The 20,826-nt window shown below is 73.6% G+C and carries 20 protein-coding genes and 2 pseudogenes; 12 read left to right on the top strand and 10 right to left on the bottom strand.

Features of this window, described 5'->3' with window-relative positions; genetic code table 11:
• A partial coding sequence (locus EAO71_RS04605; protein WP_147976481.1) for an FHA domain-containing protein occupies nt 1-419 on the bottom strand: 419 nt, incomplete at its 3' end.
• A 90-nt stretch (nt 420-509) separates the two neighbouring features.
• Here EAO71_RS04605 and EAO71_RS04600 point away from each other — a divergent pair.
• Nucleotides 510-1,256, top strand: a complete 747-nt coding sequence (locus EAO71_RS04600; RefSeq protein ID WP_261992000.1) for a TetR/AcrR family transcriptional regulator — start codon at nt 510-512, stop codon at nt 1,254-1,256.
• On the opposite strand, the gene EAO71_RS04595 is transcribed toward EAO71_RS04600, so the two are convergent.
• A complete protein-coding gene (locus EAO71_RS04595) occupies nt 1,225-2,031 on the bottom strand; it encodes a class II aldolase/adducin family protein (RefSeq protein WP_147976480.1) in 807 nt (268 codons plus the stop codon). The two genes, EAO71_RS04600 and EAO71_RS04595, sit on opposite strands and share 32 nt — an antisense overlap.
• Nucleotides 2,032-2,278: 247 nt before the next feature.
• Between EAO71_RS04595 and EAO71_RS04590 the strand changes: the two genes are divergently transcribed.
• Together EAO71_RS04590 and EAO71_RS04585 are read left to right on the top strand one after the other, a co-directional pair.
• Nucleotides 2,279-2,977: a ThuA domain-containing protein gene (locus EAO71_RS04590; RefSeq protein WP_261991999.1), complete on the top strand. Its 699-nt coding sequence runs from the start codon at nt 2,279-2,281 to the stop codon at nt 2,975-2,977.
• A 281-nt stretch (nt 2,978-3,258) separates the two neighbouring features.
• Nucleotides 3,259-4,650: an NADP-dependent succinic semialdehyde dehydrogenase gene (locus tag EAO71_RS04585; RefSeq protein WP_147976478.1), complete on the top strand. Its 1,392-nt coding sequence runs from the start codon at nt 3,259-3,261 to the stop codon at nt 4,648-4,650.
• A gap of 118 nt (nt 4,651-4,768) precedes the next feature.
• Here the strand turns inward: EAO71_RS04585 and EAO71_RS04580 are convergent, their stop codons facing one another.
• Complete coding sequence (locus tag EAO71_RS04580; protein WP_147976477.1) at nt 4,769-5,782, bottom strand: PHP domain-containing protein; 1,014 nt, start codon at nt 5,780-5,782, stop codon at nt 4,769-4,771.
• 71 nt (nt 5,783-5,853) lie between these two features.
• Entirely contained in the window at nt 5,854-7,944 is a 2,091-nt protein-coding gene (locus EAO71_RS04575; protein ID WP_147976476.1) for a SpoIIE family protein phosphatase, read from the bottom strand.
• Here EAO71_RS04575 and EAO71_RS39615 point away from each other — a divergent pair.
• Nucleotides 7,918-8,703: pseudogene (locus EAO71_RS39615) on the top strand (AfsR/SARP family transcriptional regulator); the annotation flags it as partial. The gene EAO71_RS04575 and the pseudogene EAO71_RS39615 sit on opposite strands and share 27 nt — an antisense overlap.
• Nucleotides 8,704-9,201: 498 nt before the next feature.
• Here EAO71_RS39615 and EAO71_RS38540 read toward each other — a convergent pair.
• Nucleotides 9,202-9,792, bottom strand: a pseudogene (locus EAO71_RS38540) (MFS transporter); the annotation flags it as partial.
• Between the two features lie 55 nt (nt 9,793-9,847).
• On the opposite strand from EAO71_RS38540, the gene EAO71_RS04565 reads away from it, so the two are divergent.
• Nucleotides 9,848-10,633, top strand: a complete 786-nt coding sequence (locus EAO71_RS04565; RefSeq protein WP_410093950.1) for a DeoR/GlpR family DNA-binding transcription regulator — start codon at nt 9,848-9,850, stop codon at nt 10,631-10,633.
• Nucleotides 10,634-10,657: 24 nt separating this feature from the next.
• Here EAO71_RS04565 and EAO71_RS04560 read toward each other — a convergent pair whose 3' ends face one another.
• The 4 genes from EAO71_RS04560 to EAO71_RS04545 all read right to left on the bottom strand — a co-directional run bounded on the left by EAO71_RS04560 (nt 10,658) and on the right by EAO71_RS04545 (nt 13,709).
• A complete protein-coding gene (locus tag EAO71_RS04560) occupies nt 10,658-10,975 on the bottom strand; it encodes a CU044_2847 family protein (protein WP_147976474.1) in 318 nt (105 codons plus the stop codon).
• A 95-nt stretch (nt 10,976-11,070) separates the two neighbouring features.
• Nucleotides 11,071-12,417 (bottom strand): L,D-transpeptidase, encoded by a 1,347-nt coding sequence (locus EAO71_RS04555; protein WP_261991998.1) that lies wholly within the window; start codon nt 12,415-12,417, stop codon nt 11,071-11,073.
• Nucleotides 12,418-12,553: 136 nt separating this feature from the next.
• Nucleotides 12,554-13,117, bottom strand: a complete 564-nt coding sequence (locus EAO71_RS04550; protein WP_147976473.1) for an MBL fold metallo-hydrolase — start codon at nt 13,115-13,117, stop codon at nt 12,554-12,556.
• A 106-nt stretch (nt 13,118-13,223) separates the two neighbouring features.
• Nucleotides 13,224-13,709, bottom strand: coding sequence for an SRPBCC domain-containing protein (locus tag EAO71_RS04545; RefSeq protein WP_147976472.1), 486 nt, complete (start codon nt 13,707-13,709; stop codon nt 13,224-13,226).
• A 299-nt stretch (nt 13,710-14,008) separates the two neighbouring features.
• On the opposite strand from EAO71_RS04545, the gene EAO71_RS04540 reads away from it, so the two are divergent.
• The 7 genes from EAO71_RS04540 to EAO71_RS04510 all read left to right on the top strand — a co-directional run bounded on the left by EAO71_RS04540 (nt 14,009) and on the right by EAO71_RS04510 (nt 19,434).
• Nucleotides 14,009-14,581, top strand: coding sequence for a PadR family transcriptional regulator (locus tag EAO71_RS04540; RefSeq protein WP_147976471.1), 573 nt, complete (start codon nt 14,009-14,011; stop codon nt 14,579-14,581).
• Between the two features lie 67 nt (nt 14,582-14,648).
• The gene (locus EAO71_RS04535) at nt 14,649-15,641 is read left to right on the top strand and encodes a LysR family transcriptional regulator (protein ID WP_147976470.1); all 993 of its coding nucleotides are present in this window, start codon (nt 14,649-14,651) and stop codon (nt 15,639-15,641) included.
• 103 nt (nt 15,642-15,744) lie between these two features.
• Complete coding sequence (locus tag EAO71_RS04530) at nt 15,745-16,200, top strand: peroxiredoxin (RefSeq protein ID WP_147976469.1); 456 nt, start codon at nt 15,745-15,747, stop codon at nt 16,198-16,200.
• A 117-nt stretch (nt 16,201-16,317) separates the two neighbouring features.
• Nucleotides 16,318-16,713: an SHOCT domain-containing protein gene (locus tag EAO71_RS04525; RefSeq protein ID WP_147976468.1), complete on the top strand. Its 396-nt coding sequence runs from the start codon at nt 16,318-16,320 to the stop codon at nt 16,711-16,713.
• Nucleotides 16,714-16,880: 167 nt separating this feature from the next.
• Complete coding sequence (locus EAO71_RS04520) at nt 16,881-17,666, top strand: hypothetical protein (protein WP_147976467.1); 786 nt, start codon at nt 16,881-16,883, stop codon at nt 17,664-17,666.
• 36 nt (nt 17,667-17,702) lie between these two features.
• Complete coding sequence (locus EAO71_RS04515; RefSeq protein WP_147976466.1) at nt 17,703-18,146, top strand: RrF2 family transcriptional regulator; 444 nt, start codon at nt 17,703-17,705, stop codon at nt 18,144-18,146.
• 88 nt (nt 18,147-18,234) lie between these two features.
• Entirely contained in the window at nt 18,235-19,434 is a 1,200-nt protein-coding gene (locus EAO71_RS04510) for a globin domain-containing protein (RefSeq protein ID WP_147976465.1), read from the top strand.
• A 443-nt stretch (nt 19,435-19,877) separates the two neighbouring features.
• Here EAO71_RS04510 and EAO71_RS04505 read toward each other — a convergent pair whose 3' ends face one another.
• Nucleotides 19,878-20,663 (bottom strand): polysaccharide deacetylase family protein, encoded by a 786-nt coding sequence (locus EAO71_RS04505; protein ID WP_147976464.1) that lies wholly within the window; start codon nt 20,661-20,663, stop codon nt 19,878-19,880.
• Between the last annotated feature and the right edge of the window lie 163 nt (nt 20,664-20,826).

Genomic DNA, 20,826 nt, shown 5'->3' with positions numbered 1-20,826 from the left:
GTGTCCCACCCGGGCGCCACGGGGACCTTCCGGCAGCCCACCTCCGTACGGCCGCTGCCCACCCGGACCGTGCGCATCGGGCGCGGGCCTGGGGGGATCGGGCTCCCGTGGCGGGCGCACGGGCCGTCCCACGGGTGCCCGAACCGGATGATCGACCCCGGACCCACCGCGTAGTCGTCCCGGACCCGCTGGCTGTCCGCGTACGTGCCGTTCGTACTGTGTTCGTCCTCCAGCGCCCAATGGTCGCCCTCGACGTGCAGCACCGCGTGGTGCCAGGACGTCCGGGCGTCGGCGAGCACGATGTCACTGGTGGGGTCGCGCCCGATGCGATAGACGTGACCCGGGCTCATCAGGGTCGCGTCCCCGTCGATCTCGAGGACCAATTCGGGCGCGGCAGGCGCGAAAGGCCGCTCTCCCATGCGTGAATTTTATCTTCCGGTGCCGATCCGTGCCTGCGAGAGCCGCCGGTATCGTGGGGCGCCCGACCCCGGACGAAGGAGAGAGCCCCCGTGCCGAGAGGTGTCACCAGGCGCCGGCCCCGCACCCGCGCGGCCCTGCTCAAGGCCGCTCTGGAGACCTTCGCCGAGCACGGGTTCCACGCCTCCTCGATCGAGCAGATCTGTGAACGGGCCGGTTACACCCGGGGGGCCTACTACTCGAACTTCGCGAGCAAGGAAGAACTCTTCCTCGCCCTCTTCGACGAGCACAGCGAGCGGACCGTGCGCCGGCTCGCCGAGGCGGTCGACTCGCTGACCGCCGACGAGTACACCCTGGACCGGCTCGCGGAGCTGGCCTCGCGCGTCGAGCCCGACGAGCGGGACTGGTACCTCGTGACCACCGAGTTCACCCTGCACGCGATCCGGGACCCGCAGGCGGCCTGGGTACTGGCCCGCCACGACGCGCGGCTGCGAGCCGAGATCGCCCGCGGGCTGACGACCGTGCTGCGCAGGGCGGGGCGCGAACTGACCGTGGACGCGGACCGGTTCGCCCGGCTGATGATCGCCCTGCGGGAGGGCGGCCTCGCCCAGAGCTACGTCGAACCGGAGGAGCTGCCGCCGGGTGCGCTCGAACGGGACTTCCTCGCGGGGCTCCTGGAGGCGTCGACCCGCCCGGTCGACGCGGCGGGGGGCGGCGCCGAGGGGGACCGGCCCGCGGACGGCCGTACCGGACCGGCCGGCCCGCGCACGGCCCCGCCGGCCAGGGAACGGCCGGCGGAGCCCGGGATCAGTCGAACAGATCCGGGTCCGACGCGGTGATCTGATCCCACAGGGGCCGCGCCTGGAACCAGCCGGCCAGGTGGGTGCCGACCTGGCCGCGGGTGATCAGCGCCGTCTCGCGGTCGATGAGCTGCGGCGTCCCGGCGGCCATCGCCAGGAGCTGGGCCTGGCAGGACCGTTCCATCGTGATGAACCACCACACGGCCTCGGCCACCGAGTGCCCGACGGTGAGCAGCCCGTGGTTCTTGAGGATGACCGCCTTGTGGCCGCCGAGCGCCTTCGCCACCCGCTCGCCCTCCTCCAGCTCGTTGACCACGCCGCGGTAGTCGTCGTAGATCCCGTGGTCCTCGAAGAACGCGCAGGCGTCCTGGGTGATCGGGTCGAGCGGGACGCCGAGACTGGAGAAGGCCTTGCCGTGCAGCGAGTGGGAGTGCGCGGCGGCGACCGCGTCGGGGCGGGCCGCGTGGACCTGGGAGTGGATGACGAACGCGGCACGGTTCACGGGGCGGTCGCCGGAGAGCAGCGTGCCCTCGTGGTCGACCAGGATCAGGTCGGACGCCTTGATCTGACCGAAGCTCATCCCGAACGGGTTGACCCAGAAGGCGTCCGGGTTCTCCGGGTCGCGGACCGTGATGTGCCCGGCGACTCCCTCCGAGAAGCCGAAGCGGCCGAACAGCCGGAAGCCGGCGGCGAGTTGCTCCTTGCGGTACTGCCGCTCCTCCTCGACGGTGTCGAAGACCGGCGGCAGCGGAAGCGTGACCCCCTCGGGCATCGGGCCCACGGCGGCGGCGAGTGCGGGCGGCAGGGTGCTCATGCGGGCTCCTCGAACGATGGGAGGCGTGCCCGAGGGCACGGGGGTGTCGCGGCGCGCCAAAAGATACAGAGGTGTATCCGATACGACAATGGATCCCGAGGATTCCGGGAGGCGCCCCGTCCGGGGTGGCGAGGAGGGCGGGGGTCCCCGTTCGCGGCGGCGTCCGCCGGGAGGGCGGCGCTTGCGGCGCGGGGATTCCGGCGGCTACGGTCCCCGGAGAAAGCGCTTACTGACTGGAGTGCGACCCGTGCCCACCGTGCCTGCCGGACCCGCCTCGGACGTCCTGGTCTACACCCGCACCACCGGCTACCGCCACGACTCGATCCCGGCCGGTGCGACCGCCCTCACCGAGCTGGCGAAGGCCGCGGGACTCGAGGCCCGGGTGACCGAGGACCCGGCGGACTTCACGCCCGAACGGCTCGGCCGGTGCGCGGCCGTCGTCTTCCTGTCGACCACCGGCACGGTGCTGACGGCCGCGGGCCGTTCGGCCTTCGAGGCGTACGTGCGGCGGGGCGGCGGATTCCTCGCGGTCCACGCGGCGGCCAACGCGGAGCCGGACTGGCCCTTCTACGGCCGCCTCCTCGGCACGCGCTTCGACGGCCATCCGGAGATCCAGCCGGGCGTGGTGCGCGTGGCGGACGGCGACCACCCGGCGACGGCGGTCCTGCCGGACCGCTGGGCGTGGACCGACGAGTGGTACAACTTCACCGCCAACCCCAGGGGCAGCGGCGTGCGGGTGCTGGCGACGGCCGACGAGTCGAGCTACCGCGGCGGCACGCTCGGAGCCGACCACCCCCTGGTCTGGTGCCGGGAGGAGGGACGGGGCCGCGTCCTGTTCACGGCGCTCGGGCACGCCGCCGAGGCGTACGAGGACCCCGCCTTCCGCGCGCACCTCGCCGGCGCGCTGGTCTGGGTCACCGAAAGGGGGCCCGCGCGACGGCCCTGACCGGGACGCCGCCGCCCCGTCCCGTCGCGGCCGGCCCGCAGGGTGGTCCCGCCCCGGACGCCGGCGTCCTTCCCCGGCCGCCCGCACGGCGGTCCCGACCGGTACTCCTCCCCGCGTCTCGGACCGGGCCACACGTTTCGGACCGCGCGGCCTCTGGAAGACGCACCCCGGGGCGCACCGGCCGGCCGAGGCCGCGTCACCCCCGCGCACCGCCTCCGATTGCGGCAAGGGCCGGGGCGCGGGAGGGTTCCGTTGGAGTGGACGTCAGGAGGAGACGAGACATGGGCATCGCCACCGTGAATCCCGCGACGGGCGAGACACTGCGCACCTACGACGCCCACGGGCCCGAGGAGGTCGAACGGCGCATCGCCGCCGCCCACGAGACCTTCCGCGTCTATCGCACGACGACCTTCGCCGAGCGCGCCCGCCTCATGCGCCGCGCCGCCGACCTCCTCGACGAGGACACCGACGACATCGCCCGGACGATGACCATCGAGATGGGCAAGCCGATCACCGCGGCCCGCGCGGAGGCCGCCAAGTGCGCCAAGGCGATGCGCTGGTACGCGGAGAACGCCGCGTGGCTGCTGGCGGACGAGCACCCCGCGGAGTCCGACGTACGGGACACCGGGGCCGACGCGGCCCGGGTCCACTACCGGCCGCTCGGCACCGTCCTCGCCGTCATGCCCTGGAACTTCCCGCTCTGGCAGGTCGTCCGCTTCGCGGCGCCCGCGCTCATGGCGGGCAACACCGGGCTGCTCAAGCACGCCTCCAACGTCCCCCGGACGGCCCTCTACCTCGGAGACCTCTTCCGCCGCGCCGGCTTCCCCGAGGGCTGCTTCCAGACGCTCCTGATCGGCTCGGGCGCCGTCGAGGCCGTGCTGCGCGACCGGCGGGTCGCCGCCGCGACGCTGACCGGCAGCGAACCGGCGGGGCGCTCGGTCGCGGCCATCGCCGGCGACGAGGTCAAGAAGACCGTCCTCGAACTCGGCGGCAGCGACCCGTACATCGTGATGCCCTCCGCCGACCTGACGCGCGCCGTCAAGACCGCCGTCACCGCGCGCGTGCAGAACAACGGCCAGTCCTGCATCGCCGCGAAGCGTTTCATCGTGCACCGGGACGTGTTCGAGCACTTCGCCGAGCGCTTCACGGCCGCCATGAGCGCGCTCACCGTCGGCGACCCGCTGGAGGAGTCGACCGACGTCGGCCCGCTCGCCACCGAGCAGGGCCGCACCGACCTGGAGGAACTCGTCGACGACGCGGTGGCCAAGGGCGCCACGGTCCTGTGCGGCGGGGCCCGCCCCGAGGACCGCAAGCGAGGCTGGTTCTACGAGCCCACGGTCCTCACCGGCATCACGCCCGAGATGCGCATCCACCAGGAGGAGACCTTCGGTCCGGTCGCCACGCTCTACCCGGTGACCGACATCGAGGAGGCCGTCGCCGTCGCCAACGACTCGCCGTTCGGCCTCAGTTCGAACGTCTGGACGCGGGACGACGAGGACGTCGCCTTCTTCGTCCGCGACCTGGAGGCCGGCGGGGTCTTCGTCAACGGCATGACCGCCTCGCACCCCGCCCTCCCGTTCGGTGGGGTGAAGCGCTCGGGCTACGGGCGTGAACTGTCCGGGCACGGCATCCGCGAGTTCTGCAACGCGACCACCGTCTGGCAGCGCGCCTGAGGCGTCCGGCCGGAGACCCCGGCGACGCGGGGTGTCCGGCGCCGGCCGCCCGGGCGCTCCCGGCGCGGCCGGCGCGGGCCGCCCCCCCCCGGTGGCTCCCCGGACGTCCGCGCGCCGGTCACTCGCCCCGCGTCCAGGCCAGCAGTCGCTCCGCCGGCCAGGTGTTGATCACCCGCTCGGGCGGCACCCCGCACTCCTCCGCCCGCGCGCAGCCGAAGATCTGCCACTCCAGCTGCCCGGGCGCGTGCGCGTCCGTGTCGACGGCGAACCAGACGCCCGCCTCCACCGCCCGGCGCAGCAGCCGCCGCGGCGGATCCAGCCGCTCCGGACGGCTGTTGATCTCCACCGCCGTCCCCGACTCCGCGCACGCGGCGAAGACCCGGGCCGCGTCGAACTCCGACTCGGGCCGCAGCCGCCCGCCGCTCACCAGGCGCCCGGTGCAGTGCCCCAGGACGTCCATCAGCGGATTGCGCACGGCCTTCACCATGCGCCGGGTCATCGCCGGCGCGTCCATCCGCAGCTTGGAGTGGACCGAGCCCACGACCAGGTCGAGCCGTTCCAGCAGCTCCGGCTCCTGGTCCAGCGACCCGTCGTCCAGGATGTCGCACTCGATGCCCGTCAGCAGATGGAACGGCGCCCACTCCTCGTTCAGCCGCTCCACCACGTCGAGTTGCTCGCGCAGCCGCTCCGGGGACAGCCCGCGGGCCACCGTCAGGCGCGGCGAGTGGTCGGTGAGGACGGCCCACTCGTGGCCGATGCGGGCCGCGGTCCGGCCCATGTCCTCGATGGTGCTGCCGCCGTCCGACCAGTCCGAGTGCAGATGGCAGTCGCCGCGCAGCAGCGCCCGCAGCGTATCGCCGCCGTCGGCCTCCGGGACCGGGATCTCCTCCTCCAACCGCGCGAGGTAGGCGGGCACCTCCCCGGCCAGCGCCTCCCGCACCACCGCCGCCGTCTTCGGACCGAGGCCCTTGACCGACTCCAGCGTCCCGGCGGCGGCGCGCCCGGCCGCCTCGCCGTCCTCCATCGCCGCGACGACCGCGGACGCCGTACGGAAGGCCCGCACCCGGTACGTGGGGGCCTGGGAGCGTTCCAGCAGGAAGGCGATCCGGTCCAACGCGGCCACGGGGTCCATCGCACGACACCTCTCGTTCCCGCCGCCGGCCCCGCCGGACCCGCGTCCGGGGAGGGGCCCGCGGCCCGTGATCAGCCCCCGGACTTCCCCGGCACCGCCGACGCGGGCGTCTGCACCGGGCCGATCTCGCACCACACCGCCTTGCCCTCGCCCCGGGGCTCCACGCCCCACCGCGAGGCCAGCGCGTCGAGCAGCAGCAGGCCACGCCCCGAGGTCGCCGCCTCGCCCGGCGTCCGCCTGCGGGGCCAGGCGCTGGAACGGTCCTGCACGGACAGTCGCACCCGCCGTACCGGCTCCGGGAGCACCTCCAGGGTCAGTACCGCGCCGCCCTCCGTGTGCAGCAGTACGTTCACCAGCAGCTCGCCCGTCAACAGCTCGGCGTCGTCGGCCAGTTCGTCCATGCTCCAGTCCCGCAGCGCCTGTCCCACCGCCGCCCGCGCGTCCGAGAGCCCCTGCGGATCGGCCTGGTGGATGTACTGGTGGATGCGCGGCGCCCGCGGAGTGCCCGGGTCCGGGCTGCGGCGCAGGACGAGCAGGGCCACGTCGTCTCCGGCCCCCCACCGCTCCCAGAGCTGTTCCGAGAGGTGGTCGGCCAGCGCCTCGGCCTGCGGCGGCCCGCTGCTCATCGCGCCGGCCAGTACCGCCAGACCCGATTCGATGTCCGTACCGGGCTGCTCGACCAGCCCGTCCGTGTAGAGCACCAGCGTCTCGCCGGGCACCAGGTCGAGCCGGGTCTCCGGGAACTCCTCGTCCCCGAACACCGTCGCCAGGCCGAGCGGCAGCCCGCCCCGCAGCTTGGGCCGCCCGACGCGGCCGTCCGTGTGCCGGATCAGCGGCCCCAGGTGCCCGGCCCGCACCGCGCGCACCGTGCCCCCGCCCAGGTCGACCTGGGCGTAGGTGCAGGTGGCGAAGCGGTTCGTGTCGAGTTCGGCGAGGAAGCGGGACGCCCGGGCGAGCACCGTGGACGGGGCATGGCCCTCGCCCGCGTAGGCCCGCAGCGCGATCCGCAGCTGCCCCATGATGGCCGCGGCATGGGTGTCGTGGCCCTGGACGTCGCCCACCACGATCCCCACCCGGCCGCGGGGCAGCGGGATCACGTCGTACCAGTCGCCGCCGACCTGACGTCCGCTCCAGGCCGCGTGGTAGCGGACCGCGATCTCGCCCCCGGTGATCTCCGGGATCCGGCGGGGCAGCATCGTCTCCTGCAGTCCCGTGGCCAGCTCCCGCTCCTCGTCGAAGAGGATGGCCCGCTGCAGCGACTGGGCGACGATCGCGGCCAGCCCGAGGGCGAGGTTGCGCTCGTCGGCGCTGAAGGCCGTACGGCCCCGGTAGAACAGCGCCATCCCGCCGAGCGAGCGGGCCTGGGCGACCAGCGGCAGGTAGCAGGCGGCCTTGAACTTCAGCCGGGGCAGATAGGGGGCGAGTTCGGGGAAGTCCCGGCCCAGTGACGGGAACGAGGAGACGAAGCGGGGCCGCCCGCTCAGCACCGCCTCGGCCAGCGGCAGACCGCCGTCGAGCCGCCGGGTGCGGAAGTCGTTCAGGGCGTCCAGCGACTCGCCGCTGAGCGCGATGACGTTGAGCGAGCCGTTCTCGACCAGCCCGAGCGCGAGGCCGTCCGCGCCCAGCCGCGCGAGCCCGCCGGGGCCGGTCAGGGCGGCCGTCACGTCGTCGACGGTCACGGCACGCGACAGCGCGTGCGTGGTGCGTTCGACGATGCTCGTCTGCACCTCGCGGCGCTTCTCCAGGTCGAGCACGAACTCCGAGTGGGCGACCTCGGCGGAGGCGTCCCGGACGATCCCGACGATCCGCTGGGCCATGCCGTCCGGCGCCCGCAGAATTCGTGCCTGCACATGCGTCCACTGGGGGGTTCCGTCGTCCCGTTCGATGCGGAACTGCGCCGTGTACGAGGTCTGACCGCTGATGATGGCATGCCGGATCACGGCCTCGAGCCGCGTCCGCTCCTCCGGGTCGAGCCCGCGGACGAGCGTGGCGGGCCGGCCGTCGAACCCTTCCGGGTCCACCCCGAACACCAGCAGCCCGGCGTCGTCGACATCGATGCTGCGCGTGTCGAGGTCCCAGTCGAAGCTGCCGGTGCGATTCATGGCGAGCCGCTCGGTGGGGCCGATCTCGCCACTGTGCGTGCGCCGGTCGTCATCGGTCATCTCGTCCATTGTCGAACCGGTACCCCTCCGACGCCATGGCGGCGACACGGCGCGCCGGAGATTTCACCGGCCGGGCAGAATGGGCCGGTGAATCCGCGCTACCGAATCCTCGGTCCCGGCCGGGCGGTCCGGGACGACGGCCGCGAGGCCGCGCTCGGCGGTCCCCGGCTGCGGGCCCTGCTGGCGGTGCTGGCCGCCGCCGGCGGGCGGGACGTGGGCACCGGGACGCTCGTCGCCCGGATCTGGGAGGGCGTGCCGCCGGGGGACGCGGAGGGCACGGCGGCGCTGCAGGCGCTGGTCGGGCGGCTGCGCAAGGCCCTCGGCCGGGACGCCGTCCTGTCCGCCCCCGGCGGCGGGTACCGGCTCGCCGCGACCGCGCAGGACGTCGACCTGTACGTGTTCGAGCAGCTGGCCGCGGACGGGTCCCGGGCCCTGGCCGACGGGGACGCGACCCGGGCGGCCCGGATCCTGGACGAGGCCCTCGGGCTGTGGCACGGGCCCGCGCTCGCCGACCTCCCGGGCCGTGCCGGCGACCCCTTGGTCGTCCGCGCGGAGCAGCGGCACACGCAGGCGCGCCGGGACCGGCTCGCCGCGGACGTGGCCCTCGGCCGCGCCCGGACCGCGCTCGCGCCCCTGACGGCCATGGCGGCCGAGCACCCGCTCGACGAGCCGCTGCAGGCCCTGCGGATCCGCGCGCTGCGGGCGGCCAGCAGCGGCGCGGAGGCGCTCCAGGCGTACGAGGAGGTCCGCGGTCTCCTCGCGGACCGCCTCGGCGCGGACCCCGGCCCGGACCTGCGCGCCCTCCACGCCGAGTTGCTGGCCGGCGAGCAGACGGCGGAGCGCTCCGTCCTCCCCGCGCGGCTGACCTCCTTCGTCGGCCGGGCGGCCGAACTGGACGCGCTCGGGGCGGCGCTGCGGGCCGGGCGTCTCGTCACCCTGACCGGGCCCGGCGGGGTCGGCAAGACCCGGCTCGCCCTGGAGGGCGCGGACCGCGCCGAAGGACCGGTCCGGGTCGCCGAACTCGCCTCCGTCCGGCGGGAGTCGGACGTCACCGCCGCCGTCCTGACCGCACTCGGCGCCCGCGAGACGCAGCTCTGGAGCGCCGCGGCCCTCGACCGGCAGAGCCACGATCCGCTGGACCGGCTGGTGGAGCATTGCGGGTCGCGGCGGTTGTTGTTGCTGCTGGACAACTGTGAGCACGTGGTGGGTGCGGTGGCGGGGTTGGTGGGCGGTGGCGATCCTGCGCCACGGCTCCGCGGTCCCGGCGTCCGGCGCGGTGGCGGCGCGGGCGGCGGCGGGCAGCAGGGCGCGGGCGGTGACACCGGCGACGACGAGGCCGAGGACGGCCGCCGCGGCGAGGGTCGCGGCCGGAGGCAGGCCTCCGCTCAGGGTGCGGGCGCCGATGAGGGCCGCGAGGACGCCGCCGAGGGAGAAGGTGGCGTGGAAGGCGGACATGACGGGGCGTCCGTAGCCGCTCTCCACCTGGACGGCGTGGGCGTTCATGCTCACGTCGAGGCAGCCGTTGCCGAAGCCGAGGAGCAGCAGGGCGGCGCCGAGCGTCCAGGTGTCGACGGCGAGTCCGGGGAGCACGACGGCGGCGCTGCAGAGTGCCGCGCCGAGGGGGACGACGGTGCGGGCGCCGAGGCGGTCCGTGAGCGGTCCGGCGAGCTGCATGCCGGCGAAGGCGCCGAGACCGAGGAGCAGCAGAAGCCAGCCGAGCGCGGCGTGGCCGATCCCCACCGCGTGTGCGACGGCCGGGATGTGCACGACCCACATGCCCAGGAGGAAGCCGTTCAGGGCGAAGTAGACGAAGGTGGCGACGCGGGCGTTCCGCAGGGTTCTCTCCATGCCGGTGAACCTATCGAACAATCCTCATGTTCGAAAGCTTGCGTTTCGAACATGAATGATGTTCCATCGTGGAGTGGCGAGTGCAACGAACACCGAACGGCTGCGACGGATCACGGACGCCGTGCGCGAGGCGGGCCGGCTCGGCGTGGCCGAGCTGGCGGCCCTGACCGGCGCGTCCGAGATGACCATCCGGCGCGATCTGGAACTGCTGGCCGACCAGGGAGTCCTGGAGCGGTACCGCGGCGGGGCGCGCAGCCTCCTGCTGCGCGGCGAGGAGCCGCCCTTCGCGCTGCGGTCGGGCGAGGGGCGGGACGTCAAGCGGCGGATCGCGGCCGAGGTGGCCGGACTGATCGCGGACGGCGAGTCCGTCGTCCTGGACAGCGGCACGACCTGCGTCGAGGTGGCGCACGCCCTGGAGCAGCGACGGCTGACCGTGATGCCCCTGTCCCTGCACGCGGTCAACGCCCTGAGCGGCGGGCCGCGGCTGACGCTCCTGGTGCCCGGCGGCCGCCCCCGGCCCGGCGAGCTGGCGCTCACCGGTCCGCTGACGCTGGCGTCGCTGGCCGCCCTGCGGTTCGACACGGCCGTCGTCGGCTGCTGCGGGCTGAACGCCGAGCACGGGCTGACGGCGTACGACCTGGACGACGCGGCGGTCAAGCGGGCGGCGATCGCCTCGGCCCGCCGGGTCGTCGCCGTGACGGAGGGGGCCAAGCTCACGCGGACCGCCCTCGCCTTCGTGGCGCCCGCCTCGGCGCTGCACGCGGTGGTCACGGACGACTCCGCCCCGCGTGAGGAGACCGAGGCGCTGGCCGCGGCCGGCGTGACGGTCCGCCGGGCCTGACCGCGCCGGACCGGCACCGGCCCGTCAGAGCGTGGACCGCTCCCAGGCGAGCGTCACCCGCAGGTTGGCCGTCGCGCTGCCCTTGACGATGAGCGCGGTCAACTTGCCCGACTCGAGGCCCAGCTGACAGCCGAACTCGACGGTCGCCCGGTCCGGCGCCGCCCGGTGCAGGGCCTCGCCGATCTGCCCGGCGAAGGACGACAGCGCGTGGGTGACCTCGGAGAGGTCCGGGGTGACCGCGCGCGGTCCTTCCAGTCCTTCCTCGGCGAGGTCGGGCCCGAGGCGCTCCGTTTCCACGAAGAGGACGGCCTCACCGAGGTCGACCTTGGTGACGTCCGGCATGACGGTCCTTCCCGAGGAGCTGGCGAACAGAGCGTCAGTATCGCCGCGGGATGCGGCGCGAGCACGGGGAGCGGTCATTCGGCTCAGCCTCCTGCTCAGAGTGCGGGGTTCAGTGAGCCGGCGGGACGGGCACGCGGCGCCGGGCGCGGGCCGAGCGCGCTGCCGTGCCGCCAGTCGGTCCAGCTCAGGTTCCAGTCGCCGAAGCCGTTGTCGAAGGGACTCATCGGCTCGCCGTATCCGTTGACCACCTGGACGAGATCGCCTTCGCGCACGGTGCGGAAGAGCCAGGCGGCGTCCTCGGTGCTCATGCCGGTGCAGCCGTGGCTGACGTTCTCGGCCCCCTGGGCGTCCGTCGACCAGGGAGCGGCGTGCAGGTACTCGCCGCTCCAGGTGACCCGGGTCGCCCAGCGGACCTTGAGGTCGTAGAAGTCCTTGCTGCCGCGGGCGATTCCGATGGAGTCCCCGCGCATCCGGACCATCGGTTCCTTGCCGAGCACCACCTTGATGCCGCCGCGGGTCCGGTAGCCGGCCTTGCCCGTGGTCACGGGGATGGTGCGCAGGAGCTCGCCGTTGCGGCGGACGGTCATCCGCAGGGCGGCGACGTCCGTGACGGCCTCGACGCGATCCCCGGTGGTGAGGGTGAGGGGGCTCGACGGGCCGCCGAACAGGCCGTCGGTGACGCGGACGCCCTCGAGTCCGCTGCGGACGCGGACCGTGGCGTGCGCGGGCCAGTAGCCGCGGGGCCGGTAGTGGAGGGTGGTGGGGCCCACCCAGTGCCAGGAACCCTCGACATGCGGCTCGGAGCGTACGTCCAGGGCGCGTTCGACGACGCGGCGGACCTCGGGGCGGTCGGCGGGCACCGGCAGGTTGAGCTCGGCGGTCAGGGGCTGCCCGACACCGTAGGTGCGGTCGGTGTCCGGCCCGAACGTCGCCGTCAGCCGCTCCCCCACCGGGGCCCGGTGGGTGCGGAACTCCAGACGCGCCGCCTGCCGTCGCCGCCGGTCCGGTCCGAGTCCCTCGACGGCGAGGCGGGCGGTGAACCGGCCACCGGCCGGGAGCGCGTTCTCGCTCGTCCAGCGGGTGCGGTCCTCCGCCGCGTGTCCGGCGACCTGCCGCCCCCGTTCGTCGACGACCGTGACGTCGGTCATCCGGCCGGGAGTCCCGAGCGCGATCTCGACCGGTCCGGTGGCGGTCTCCTCGAACGTGAGGGGGGCGACCGTCGAGTCGGCGCCGGCGGGCAGCAGCACGGTGTACCGGGGAGCTCCGCACAGACCGCTGGCGGAGCCGCACGGGTCCACCCGGAGGATCGCCGGGCGGTCGGGCGCCGCGGCCGGCCGGGGCGCGCGGCCCCCCGCCGGGAACTGTGCCGCGGTGGCGACGAGGACGACCCCGACCGTGACGGAGAGCGCACCCCGCCTCGTGGTGTTCCTTCGTGACGGCACGTCGGACGCCCTTCCTTCCCCGCGGTACCGGTCGACCGCAGCATCAAAGCGGATGCCGGGACGAAAAGATGATCAACCGACCGGGCGTGGCGCGAGGGAGGGCTCGGAGACGACTCGAAAGCACCAATCAGGCGCGTCAGCCGGGCGTCCCCGGGGTGGGCGCGAAGGCGGCGCCGTGGCCGGGGACGACGAGGGCCGGGGCGAGGTCGAGGATCGCGCGGCGGGAGGCGTGCAGGGCGTCGGGGTCGGTGGCGTACGGGTCCTCGGCCGGACCGTCGGCGGACCACCACAGGTGGGTGAGGACGACCAGTCCGTCCGCGGTGTCGGCGAGGGTGCTGATGTCCTCCGCGGTGTGGCCCGGGGTGGCCGCGAGCCGGATCGACGGCGAGAGCCGGAAGCCGTCGGCCGGGCGGTCGGTCCACAGGTCGTCCTGGTAGACGGCCCAGTGGTCGTGGTACCGGGCCGCCGGGAAGAGGGCGGCGTTGAGCGTGTGGTCGGGGTGATGGTGGCTGAACACCACGTCCGTGACCTGCTCGGGGGCGACACCGGCGTCGGCGAGAGGTCCCAGGATGAGGGCGCGGTCGGCGACCATGCCGGGATCGACGACGACCACGGCGTCACCCTCGCGCAGGAGGCTGACGGTGGACGCGGTGCGGGGGCCGACGTAACCGGCGGTCAGGACGGTCAAGGTGGCGGTCATGGGCGCACGCTAGCGCGGCCCGGCCGGGCAGTTGAGCGAATTCCGGCCACCAGGGATCACGAATTCTCGCCAATGATCAGACGGGCGCCGGCGCGCGGGGCGCTTCTCAGCGCGGCGGCTCGGGCAGCTCCTCCCCCGTCTCCAGGAGGGACTTGAGGCTGGAGAGCAGCGCCGGCCAGCCCTCGCCGATCATGCCGTGCATCATTCCGTCGGGTTCCAGGTCGTCGTGCGTGACGACGAGCTTGACGATGTCCCCCGCCGGCTCGATCGCGAAGGTCACCTTGGAGCGGCGCTCCTTCGACAGCCGCGCGTAGGTCTCGTCGTCGACGCCGACCGCCTCGGCCCACTCGGGCGTGAAGGAGTGCCAGGTGTACGAGAGGAGACGGCCCGGCCGGGCCGCGAGGACCACCTGGTCCGGGTCGGCGGTCTGACGGCCGTCCTGGTCCCAGACCATCCGCGAGCCGGCCGTCCACGTGGTCTCGAAGGCCACGCCCCAGTAACGGCGCGTGAAGGCGGCGTCGGTCAGGGCCTGCCAGAGCTCGTCCGGAGTGGTGCGGATGTAGGTGGTGTAGACGAACGCGTTGCTGTCCATCGGGGCCGCTCCCATGCTGACTCTCGCGCATCCCCCGCCTCACCGCGCAGTCTTCCGACTACCTCCACGGTAGGCAGCCGGGTGCCCGACCGCCACGCAGACGCCTGCGCCCCGGCCCGTACGGCGGGACATACGGCGGGACCCGGGTGCCGGAAGGCGCGACACCGCCCGGCCGGAGGCGCGTACGATCTCCGCAGCCGATCGGGCGGGTTCGCCCCATCCGCCCCACATGCCCCCCACAGGGCCATCCGTTGAATAGGTGCGGAAGAAACTATTCAACGAACTGCTAGCGTGTCCGGATGTCCCTCAAGCACGCCGTCCTCGCCGCTCTTCTGGAGGGCGAGGCATCCGGATACGACCTGGCCAAGATCTTCGACGTGTCCGTGGCCAACTTCTGGGCGGCCACGCCGCAGCAGCTCTACCGGGAGCTGGACCGGCTCTCCGAGGCGGGCCTGATCGCCGCCCGGGTCGTCCAGCAGGAACGGCGTCCGAACAAGCGGATGTTCACGCTGACCGAGGCGGGCCGTGAGGACCTGGTCGCCTACACGAGCACGTCACCGCGCCCCACCGCCATCCGGGACGAGCTGATGGTGCAGGTGCAGGCCTGCGACGAGGGCGACACCGAAGCGGTCCGCGGCTTCGTCCACGAGCGGATGGAGTGGTCGCGGGGGAAGCTGGCGCGCTACGACCGGCTGCGCGACTGGCTGCTCGACGGCCGGGACGAGGTGACGTACCTGCGGGAGGCCGAGCGGATCGGCCCCTACCTCACGCTGATGCGCGGCCGGTACCTGGAGGAGGAGAACCTGCGCTGGGGAGCGCAGGTGCTGACGATCCTCGAGCAGCGGCTGACCGCCGCGAAGCAGGCCAACTGAGCGTCCGCGCCCGCCCGGGCACGGACGGGGCGACCCCGACCCCCCTCGTTCACCTATGCTTTTCATCATGATCGATAGGAAGGTCGATGGCGCGGACGAGGGCGCCGGGGCGGCCGGCTCCGAGGACGACCGCACCGGGCCGTCGGCGACCGCGCCGCGGGGGCCGCTCGACCTGTCCCTGCTGCGCACCTTCCTCGCCGTGCACCGCACCGGGTCCTTCACGGCCGCCGCCCGGCTGCTGACGCTGTCCCAGCCGACCGTCACCACCCAGATCCGGGCCCTGGAGCGCCGGCTCGACCGCGAGCTGTTCGAGCGGCAGCCGCGCGGGGTGGCCCCGACGCCCTACGCCGACGAACTGGCCGCCCGGGTGGCGGCCCCGCTCGACGCGCTGGCGGCGGTCGCCGACCACGACCCGGAGGCCCGCCCCGCGCCGCAGCCGGTCCATCTGGCGGGCCCGGCCGAGTTCCTGTGCGAGGCCGCGCTGCCCGCGCTGGCACCCCTGGTCGAGGAAGGGGTACGGCTCCGGGTGACCACCGGGCTCACGGAGGAGCTCCTGGAGGGTCTGCGCGCAGGCCACCACGACCTGGTGGTCTCGACCGTACGGCCCCGCGGGCGCACACTGACCGCCGTGCCGCTGGTGGACGAGGAGTTCGTCCTCGTCGCCGCCCCGGAACGGGCGCTGCGGATCGACTCGGAGGCGCTCGCGGCCGACGGGCCGGCCGCGCTGCACGGTGTGCCGATGGTGACGTACGCGGAGGACCTGCCGATCGCCCGCCGCTACTGGCGGCACGTCTTCGGCCGGCGGCTGACGGGCGAGGCGGCCGTCACCATGCCGGACCTGCGAGGCGTCCTGGCCACGATCACGGCCGGAGCCGGCTTCGGCGTACTGCCGCGCTACCTGTGCCGGGCGGAGTTCGAGGCGGGCCGGCTGGTGGCCCTGCTCGAACCCGAGGACCCGCCGATCAACACGGCCTACCTGGTCCGGCGGCCGGGCGTCCCCGACAACCCGCACGTGGCGCTGGTCCGCGACCGGTTGCTGGCCGCCGCCCACCGTTGGTGACGCACCTACCCTGCGGTAACGTCGCCTGGTCGGCGACCGGTGGGGTCGCCGGCACTGCGGCGGGATCGCGCAGACGCAGCCGAGCGGACAAGGGGCGGGCCGGATGAAGATCGGTGACATCGTCGAGGACTTCACTCTTCCGGATGAAACGGGGACCTCCCGGTCGCTGACCGGGCTGCTCGAGGAGGGGCCGGTCGTGCTCTTCTTCTACCCGGCCGCCATGACCCCGGGCTGCACGGCCGAGGCCTGCCACTTCCGCGACCTCGCGGGCGAGTTCCGGGCCGCCGGGGCACGACCGGTCGGCATCAGTTCCGACGAGGTCGAGCGGCAGCAGGAGTTCGCCGACCGGCACTCGCTCGGCTATCCCCTGCTGTCCGACCCCAAGGGCGAGATAAGGGACCGGTTCGGGGTGACGCGCGGCTTCTCGCTCGCGCCGACGAAGCGCGTGACCTTCGTGATCGACCAGGACCGCCGGGTGCTGGAGGTCGTCCGCAGCGAGCTGCGGATGAGCGCCCACGCCGACCGCGCGCTTGCCGCGCTGCGCGCCCGCACCGCCTGACCCCTCCGTTCCGCGCGGCAGGCCGATCGCTCTCGACATGCGGGCGATCGGCTGTTCGGTGACACTCACTCCTATAGCGGTGCCGTAAGCGCCCCGCTGTGGGAACGGAGTACAGGAATGGACGACTATCCCCTGCTCAACGTCTTCTGGACGATGCTCTGGTTCTTCATCTGGATCATGTGGCTCTTCCTGCTGTTCAAGGTGATCACCGACATCTTCCGGGACCACGAACTGAATGGCTGGGCCAAGGCCGGCTGGCTGGTCCTGTGCATCCTCATCCCCTACCTCGGCGTGCTGATCTACGTGATCGCCCGGGGCAAGAGCATGACCCAACGCGATCTGAAGCAGGCCAAGGAGAGCGAGGCCGCGTTCCAGTCGTACATCCGCAAGACGGCCGGTTCGGGTGACGGGAAGAGTCACGCCGACGAACTGGCCAGACTCGCCGAACTGAAGAGCTCCGGCGCCATCACGGAGGAGGAGTTCCAGAAGGCGAAGGCCAAGGTCCTGTCCTGACCGGGACCGGGGGATCGGCCTCCGACGCCGCCTCCCGTTCGCTCCTCGCGAGAGCGCTCGCGGAACCCGGCCGGCTGCCCGAGCTGCTGGCCGGGTTCGCGTTGCGCCTGCACGGCGCCCGTGCCGGCCGGAGCGTGTCACGGCTGCGCGACGCACACCCCGACGCGATGCCGGAGGAACTCCAGGCGCTCGTGACGACCCGGGGGCGCCGCCGGGTCGTCGCCGAAGGAGCTTTCGTGGGCGGCCCGTTCATGGTCCTCGTGCCGTTCGCCTTCTGTGCGGCGCTGCTGGCCCAGGCGCGCACGATCCTCGAACTGGCCGGTCTCGACGGCCGGGACACCACCGACCAGGCCCGCGCGGCCGAACTGCTGGTGCTGCAGGGCGTGTACACCGACGTCGGCGCGGCCGCGAAGGGTCTGGAGTCCGGCCCGGAGCCGCCGCCCGAACCGCGGGGCCGACTGTCGTCCCTGTGGGTACTGGTCCTGCGGATGGCCCGGCTGCTCGGCCTGGTGACGCCCGACGAGCCTCCCCGGCCGCTCGTCCGGATCGGGCAGTGGACGCTGCTGGCGGTGGTGTTCCTGACCGGCCTGGTCGCACCGCTGGTCTGGCTCCCCTACATGGCGTTGAACTATCAGCGGGCCACGCGCCGGCTGAACCACCGGGCGGTCGTCTTCTACTTCGGCGGGCCGGGCCCCACAGCCCGCCGGCCGGCGCGCCTCGACCCGGGCATGGCGCTCGCCGCGGTGCGCGGCGCCGGGTCACTCCTCGTGGTGGCCGTGGCGGTGACCCTGATCCTGCTCACGGACCTCGACATCGCCGGCAGCCGGTGGCCGGTGCTGACCGCCGCGCTCGTCGTGGGCTCGTTCCTGATGGGCGGGCTGTGGCTGTGGCGCCGCCGGCGCCGGCGGCGTGAGCACTCCGCCGACGAGCAGGACCTGGAAGACCCCCCTTAATCAGTACGGCAGATACCTATTTGATAGCGTCGGCTTGTGCGGCTGACGAAATTCACCGACCTGGCGCTGCGTGCCGTGATGCGCCTGGCGGTCTCCGAGCAGGACGACCCGGCCGCCACCCGCGAGGTGGCCGAGGAGATGGCCGTGCCCTACGCCCACATGGCGAAGGTGGTCACCCGACTCCAGCACCTCGGCGTCGTCGAGGCGCGCCGCGGCCGGGGAGGCGGCCTGACCCTCACCGGGACCGGGCGGCACGCCTCCGTCGGCTGGCTGGTCCGGACCCTGGAGGGCGAGGAGGAGGTCGTCGCCTGCGAGGGCGACCCGCCGTGCCCCCTGCGGACGGCCTGCCGACTGCGCGGCGTGCTGCGCGAGGCGCAGGAGGCCTTCTACCGCACGCTCGACCCGCTCACGGTGGCGGATCTCGTGGAATCCCCGACCGGTCCCGTCCTCGTCTCGCTCTCCGGGCGACGTCCGGACTGACCCGCACCCCCCGGGCGTCACCGCGCCGGCCACCCTGCCGTTCCTGTCGCCTTTAAATACGCAGATCATTTACCACATTGGAGTCGCGATGCTGTCCCCGCAGGCCACCCCCGTCGTCCGCGCCACCCTCCCCGTCGTGGGGGCCGCGCTCGACGAGATCACCGAGCGCTTCTACGCGGGCCTGTTCGACGCCCACCCCGAGCTGCTCCGGGACCTCTTCAACCGCGGCAACCAGGCGAGCGGCGACCAGCGGCGGGCTCTGGCCGGCTCCATTGCCGCCTTCGCCGGCGCCCTCCTCGCGCACCCCGACACCCGGCCGGACGCCATGCTCGCCCGGATAGCGCACAAGCACGCCTCACTCGGCGTCACGTCGGCGCAGTACAAGGTCGTCCACGAGCACCTCTTCACCGCGATCGTCGACGTCCTCGGCGAGGCCGTCACCGCCGAGGTCGCCCAGGCGTGGGACGAGGTCTACTGGCTGATGGCCAACGCCCTCATCGCCCTGGAGGCGCGGCTCTACGCCGACAAGGGGGTCGCCGAGGGCGGGGTGTGGCGGACGATGGAGATCGCCGAGCGCCGCGAGGAGACGGCCGACACCGTCTCGTTCGTGCTGCGGCACGCGGACGGGCGGCCGACGGAGGCGTTCCGGCCGGGTCAGTACGTGAGCGTGCAGGTCGGGCTCCCCGACGGTGCCCGCCAGATCCGTCAGTACAGCCTCTCGTCCGCGCCCGGCCGGCCCCGGTGGCGGATCACCGTGAAGCGGGTCGACGGCGACCCGGCGGGCGAGGTGTCGACCTGGCTGCACGCCCACGGCCGGGTCGGCGACACGGTCGAGGTCTCCGCCCCGTTCGGCGACCTCGTCCTGCCCGAGGGCGACGGGCCCCTCCTCCTGGCCTCCGCGGGTATCGGGAGCACCCCGATGCTGGCCATGCTCGACCACCTCGCCGCCACCGGGTCGACCCGCGCGGTCACGGTCGTCCACGCCGACCGCTCCCCCGCCGGCCACGCGCACCGCGAGGAGCTGAGCCGCCTGGTCGACGCCCTCCCGCAGGCCGCCCTCCACCTCTGGTACGAGGACGGCGAGGCGGCGGACGGGACGACGGGGGCGCGGACCGGCCGCGCGGACGTCTCGGTCCTGGACCTGCCGGCGGACGTGTCGGCGTACCTCTGCGGCCCGCTGCCCTTCATGCGTGCGGTGCGGGGCGACCTGCTGGCCCGGGGGGTGGCCGCATCGGCCGTGCACTACGAGGTCTTCGGCCCCGACCTGTGGCTCGGCGCCGACGCCTGAGCGACCGGGACGGCGCGGACGCCGGACCGGGGCCGACCGGCCGCACGACCAGCCGGACCTCGGCGCCGGCTCCCGGCCGGCGAACGCGCCGGAGTGTGCGCCGCCCGGGCGCGTATCGCGCGGGCCCGTCGGGACGACGGGGACGATTCGGACGACGCGGGAAGGAACGGCGGGGAACAGGTGCCGGGCGCAGGCGCGGGCAGGGGCCGGAACGCGTGGGCCGCGGTCCGGATACGACAGAGCCCCGGTTGGACGGGGGATTCCAACCGGGGCCGATTGCCGTGACGGACGAAGGGCGGTCACCTCAAGGGGGGGACCTGGGGACCGGACCCCTTCGCGGTCACATATGGATGAACGATGAACGTCCGGCGCTTGTTCCACGGCGCCCAAGGTGACCGATGTGAGTCACCTCACCCCTTTTCACCTCGTCCGAACCCTGGGTTCTACGGGCGGTACACGGTGCCCGGCTCGGCCGTTCCGGGGGCCAGCAACTGGGGCACGGTCACGAATGTGAAGCCTCGCCGCTTCAGTTCGTCGATGATCCCGGGGACGGCCGGGACCGTCCCGTCGTAGATGTCGTGCAGCAGGATGATCCCGTCGACCCGGGCGGCGTCGACGACCCGCCGGCGTATGAGCGCGGAGTCGGTCGTGGAGTAGTCCTTGGCCGTGACGCTCCACAGGATCTGGGCGAGGCCGAGGTCACGGCTGACGTCGGAGACCGTGCCGTCGGTGCGGCCCTGCGGCGGACGCATGAGCGTGGGCGTGCGTCCGGTGATCTTCCGTATCGCCTCCTGGGTGCGGGAGAGCTCGTCCCGCACCTCGTCGGCGTCCAGGTCGGTCAGGACGCGGTGGGTCCAGGTGTGGTTGGCGACCTCGTGTCCCTCGTCGTGGATCCGCCTGACGACCTCGGGGTACCGGTCGACGTGCTTCTTGCCGAGCAGGAAGAACGTGGCCGGGACCTGCTTCTCCTTGAGGATGTCGAGGAGGTGCGGCGTGTCCTTGCCCGGACCCGCGTCGAAGGTCAGGGCGATGCACTTGGCCCGGGCGCAGTCGACGGCCCCCTCGCCCCCGCCCCCCTTGGAGTCCGAGGAGTCCGAGGCGGCCTTCCCGCGGGCGTCGCCGGGCGTGATCGGATCGACGCCGCAGCCCGAGAGCGTGAGGATCAGAGAGGCCGCCGCCACGAGGGCGACGGCCGGAGCCCGGAACACACCCGGCCTGGATCGGAACATGCTGGCAACCCGCTTTCCCCGTAGGTGATTTCGATCGACCCTTCGCGCTTGGTCAGAGCAGCGTCGAACGGCACGTCGAACACTCTACGTACGGTGTATACACGGCATGCATAGGGGGGTGCCCCGGCCAAAGCGCGGGGTGGGGGCGGATGCGGTGTGCGGG

This window comes from Streptomyces sp. MS191 (genome assembly GCF_008042125.1).
Taxonomy (GTDB): domain Bacteria; phylum Actinomycetota; class Actinomycetes; order Streptomycetales; family Streptomycetaceae; genus Streptomyces.
This window is presented reverse-complemented; position numbering and strand designations above follow the sequence as displayed.